The following is a 4,277-nucleotide window of genomic DNA, read 5'->3' on the forward strand; positions in this document are numbered from 1 at the left end:
ATACGAAGTTCAGAAGAATACTGCATCATAACTACTGGAAACATTTACAACGATTATCCCGGGCATCCCTATACCCATTTTTATCTGGAAATTGATACCAAGCACTTGACATTTTTAGATCAGTATGACCCGGGAGGGAATTATTTTCATATCAAAGAATTCACTAAGGACAGCCTTCGAGTTCGTACTTAAGCGTTGAGGCTAAAGAACGGCAATTGCCCTCAAAATGACTCCATCTTCGAAATCCCCAGATGTTTTTGAGGGCTCCGTTCTTTAGACTTGAAGCGGACATGAATCACGACGATGTCGAACTCGATTAGCGGACGTGTGAATCTTTAGTTCCGCATCCATGTAATTCAAATGGTTTGAAAATATTAATCCTCACTGATGTGCTTTTCATATTCTTCTGCACTCAGCAAATTGTCCAGTTCACCAGGATTGGTCATTTCTACAACGATCATCCATGCTTTCTCATATGGGGATTCATTGACCAATTCGGGAGAAGATTCCAATTCACCGTTTACCTCAATAACTTTACCGCTTACCGGAGCGTAAAGTTCAGATACGGTTTTTACCGATTCAACACTTCCAAATGTTTCATTTTGGGAAACAGAAGAGCCTAATTCAGGAAGTTCAACGAATACAATATCCCCCAATTCTGACTGGGCAAAATCGGTAATCCCTATGTAGGCTTTATTTCCTTCCACCCTGACCCATTCATGTTCTTCACTATACTTTAATTCCTTAGGTAAATTCATACATACCCCTCCAATTTATCATTTCATCTACCCTATCATTCCCCAACCGTTGGAAAAACAAACCACCTTTATTTTCTACTGAATATCCCGCATTTGTCAATGCGTCTGACCACTTCTTTTAAAATGTTTTCATCCCTAACAAGAGCAATTCTTACATACCCTTCTCCCATTTGGCCAAAAGCATTCCCAGGAATAACAACAACTCCCGCCTCCTTTAGTAGGGTTGACGCAAAGCTGAAACTATCCCAACCGGAAGGAATAGGTGCCCATACAAACATCGTTGCTTTTGGTTTCGGAATGAACCAGCCGACCCGGTTCAACCCCTCTATGAATACATTTCTTCTATGCTCATACACCTTACTCAAATGATTGGGGTTTACCCCTTCCCTATCTCCATCCAAAGCAGCGATGGCAGCCTGCTGTACTGCTGTAAATACCCCGTAGTCAATATTGGATTTTACAATAGCAAGAGGCTTAATAATTTCCTGATTTCCGATGACATAACCAATTCGGCAACCTGCCATATTAAAGCTTTTGGACAAAGAGTTAAATTCTACCCCAACATCTTTTGCTCCTACCGCCTGCAAAAAGCTAGGGGGGTTATATCCATCAAAGGCCATTTCAGAGTAAGCCAGATCATGGGCCACTATGATTTGATGTTCCTTTGCGAAGGAAACCACTTTAGAGAAAAAATCCAAATCGGCTGTTGCAGCAACTGGATTGTTAGGATAATTCAAAATCATCAATTTTGCCCTTCTTTTAATTTCATCCGGGATATTTTCTAATTCAGGAAGGAATTGATTTTCAGCCTTCAGCGGCATAGGAAATACTTCGCCGCCAGCCAAATGGACACTGGCTGCATAGATGGGATAACCTGGATCAGGAACTAATACGACATCACCCGGGTCAATCCACGCCATCGTTAAGTGGGCCAATCCATCCTGGGATCCCATCAGGGCAAGGACTTCATTTTCCGGGTTAACCCTGACACCGAATCGATAATTGATCCAGTTCGCCACCGATTGTCGAAAAGCTATTAACCCTTCCGAAGTAGGATATCCATAATAATCTTCCCTTGCAACCGCTTCCTGTAAGGCTTGGCGTACATGTGGAGCAGGAGGTAAATCGGGACTACCGATTCCCAAATCTATCACTTCTATTCCTTTCTGTTCCACAATTTTCTTCATCTGATTCATCGTTGTAAAAATAGCAGAAGTTAAATGAGTTAAACGTTGAGATGGGTACATACCAATTCTCCCTGTCCATTATCCTGTTTGATCACTGTTACTTAATTTATTATACTCTAATGCTTCTAAAAAAGCTTGAACAATGTGAGGATCAAACTGAACTCCTTGATTATTTTTTATATACTCAACAGCATCTTCGAAACTTAATGCAACACGGTAAGGACGATGGGACGTAAGGGCATCAAAGACATCTGCCACACTAATAATTCTAGCCAATTGAGGTATTTCCTCCCCCTTTAATCCAAGGGGATATCCCTTTCCGTCCATCCTTTCATGATGGTGCAAAACCGCCGTACGGATCGAATCAAAGTCTCTGATATGCTTTAACACCTGTTCACTAATGGTTGGATGAAGTTTAATGATTTCATATTCCTCTTTTGTTAATCGCCCTGGCTTTTGAACAATACTGCCTGGTATTCCAATTTTGCCAATGTCATGGAGAAGGGCAGCCGTTTCCAATTTTTTTAATTCCCTTTCGGGAAGCCCCAATTTTTCACCGATTAATTTGGAGAGCATCATCACCCGTTGAGAGTGTCCCGCTGTATAAGGATCATTCGCTTCCAAGAGGGAAATGATGGTCATAAGCATAGAAAAACGCTCGGCTTCTATTTGTTCAGCATGTTTTTGCAAACCTCTGACCATCATGTTCACCGATGAAACAAGCTTCTCAATTTCCCTTGTGGTATTGGTGAGATGAATCTCCTGGTAGTCCCCCTTCGAAATAATATCCAGTTGACTCCCGATGGCAGATAACGGAGTCAACATCCGGCGATTTAAAGTGTATATGAAAATCATGACGGTCACACTAAGGACCACGGGAATAACCATCAGGAATTTGTTCATCGTGAACAAGGATTTCCAAAAATCATAAGAGACAAAGGTGGTGGTATACCACTCCCAGAAAAACTTATCCCTCTTGAAATAAAATGTTTGGTCATCTACCTTTACCTTATTGATGATATTCACAGGTGAAACTATAAATAGTGATCTTAGTTCTTCAAAATATTCCATGGATGTGGCTGATGTGGCAATCAACTTTCCCATTTTATCGGTAACCATAAAATGGATCCCCTGTATATTTCCCAAATCATTTAAGTAATGGTTAATTTTATATAAGGGAATATTGCCTCCAATTACTCCTTTAAATTCCCCGTTATCTTCATAGATGGGAACAGCAATAAAGATGATACTTTCACCATCAGCATGGGAGACATAAGACCCAGATACATAGGGTCGCCCCGTATATTTTACCGTGCGAAACCAATCCCGTTCCCCAAAATCGTTCTCACCGCTAAAATCCGTATACGGATGCGTTACCTTGACTAATCCTTTCTTATCGGTTAGATAGATGTAAGAAAAATCAGACAATGTATCATGTACTTCCTCGATTAAGCTATAATGTCCCATCCCTTCAATCCCCAGATGGGCAGATGCCACATTTAGATAATTGGTCTGGCTTTCTATATACATTCTCACCCGATTATATAAGAGATTTTCCTGTGATTCCAAATTATTTAACGTTCTTTCCTGAATGTCCACAGCGATCCAATAGGTAAAGCCAATGGAAAATAACAGAATCGGAATTACGGCAGCATATAATATGATATTAAAGAATAATCGCTTCATGGTGAATACCTGCCTGTCTAAGCAGACCTTTTCTGGCTAAAAGGTTGCATTTTCTAGTTTCTATTCGACAGATTTAGACCATTTCCTTTAAACAAATGTGGCAAATTTGTGTTCAAGAACAGAATCATTCTCATTAAAGACTATTTTCTCGGACAATTAAAAAAGATACCTTTCGGTACCCAAAACTTATAAATTCTATAATGAAAACATAGCCCCGTATGGGGTCTCTTGTTGCTTGCTATATAGACGGAACTAAACATACATGACCCGCAGGGTCACAAATTGATATGAAAATGTTATTTTCATATCAAAGAATTCACTAAGGACAGCCATCGAGTTCGTACTTAGCGGAGAGGATAAAGAACGGGAATTAGCCCTCAAACTGACTCCACCTTCCGAAATACCCAGATGTTTTTGAGGGCTCCGTTCTTTAGACTTGGAGCGGACCTGAATCACTTCTTGCACGAACTCGACAAGCAACGTGTGAATCTTTGATATGAAAATAATTCCCTCCCGGGTCATACTGATCTAAAAATGTCAAGTGCTTGGTATCAATTTCCAGATAAAAATGGGTATAGGGATGCCCGGGATAATCGTTGTAAATGTTTCCAGTAGTTATGATGCAGTATTCTTCTGAACTTCGTAT

The 4,277-nt window shown here is 40.4% G+C and carries 5 protein-coding genes; 1 reads left to right on the top strand and 4 read right to left on the bottom strand.

Annotated elements, in window-relative coordinates:
- A partial coding sequence (locus L1765_RS15610) for a hypothetical protein (RefSeq protein ID WP_236408417.1) occupies positions 1-192 on the top strand: 192 nt, incomplete at its 5' end.
- A 182-nt stretch (positions 193-374) separates the two neighbouring features.
- Here the strand turns inward: L1765_RS15610 and gcvH are convergent.
- The 4 genes from gcvH to L1765_RS15630 form a co-directional block, all read right to left on the bottom strand.
- The gene (gene gcvH / locus L1765_RS15615) at positions 375-758 is read right to left on the bottom strand and encodes a glycine cleavage system protein GcvH (protein ID WP_236408418.1); all 384 of its coding nucleotides are present in this window, start codon (positions 756-758) and stop codon (positions 375-377) included.
- 68 nt (positions 759-826) lie between these two features.
- Positions 827-2,005: an LL-diaminopimelate aminotransferase gene (locus tag L1765_RS15620; protein WP_268928980.1), complete on the bottom strand. Its 1,179-nt coding sequence runs from the start codon at positions 2,003-2,005 to the stop codon at positions 827-829.
- An 18-nt stretch (positions 2,006-2,023) separates the two neighbouring features.
- Positions 2,024-3,631 carry an HD domain-containing phosphohydrolase gene (locus L1765_RS15625; RefSeq protein ID WP_236408419.1) on the bottom strand — a complete coding sequence of 536 codons (1,608 nt, stop codon included), beginning with the start codon at positions 3,629-3,631 and terminating at the stop codon, positions 2,024-2,026.
- Between the two features lie 430 nt (positions 3,632-4,061).
- Positions 4,062-4,277, bottom strand: a 216-nt coding sequence (locus L1765_RS15630) for a hypothetical protein (RefSeq protein ID WP_236408420.1), incomplete at its 5' end; no start/stop codon positions are given.

Origin of the sequence: Microaerobacter geothermalis (assembly GCF_021608135.1) — a bacterium.
Classification (GTDB): domain Bacteria; phylum Bacillota; class Bacilli; order DSM-22679; family DSM-22679; genus Microaerobacter; species Microaerobacter geothermalis.

Excerpts from the sequence above, each read along its gene's own strand:
- gcvH (WP_236408418.1), bottom strand. The coding sequence starts at position 758 with ATGAATTTACCTAAGGAATTAAAGTATAGTGAAGAACATGAATGGGTC.
- L1765_RS15620 (WP_268928980.1), bottom strand. The coding sequence starts at position 2,005 with ATGTACCCATCTCAACGTTTAACTCATTTAACTTCTGCTATTTTTACA.
- L1765_RS15625 (WP_236408419.1), bottom strand. The coding sequence starts at position 3,631 with ATGAAGCGATTATTCTTTAATATCATATTATATGCTGCCGTAATTCCG.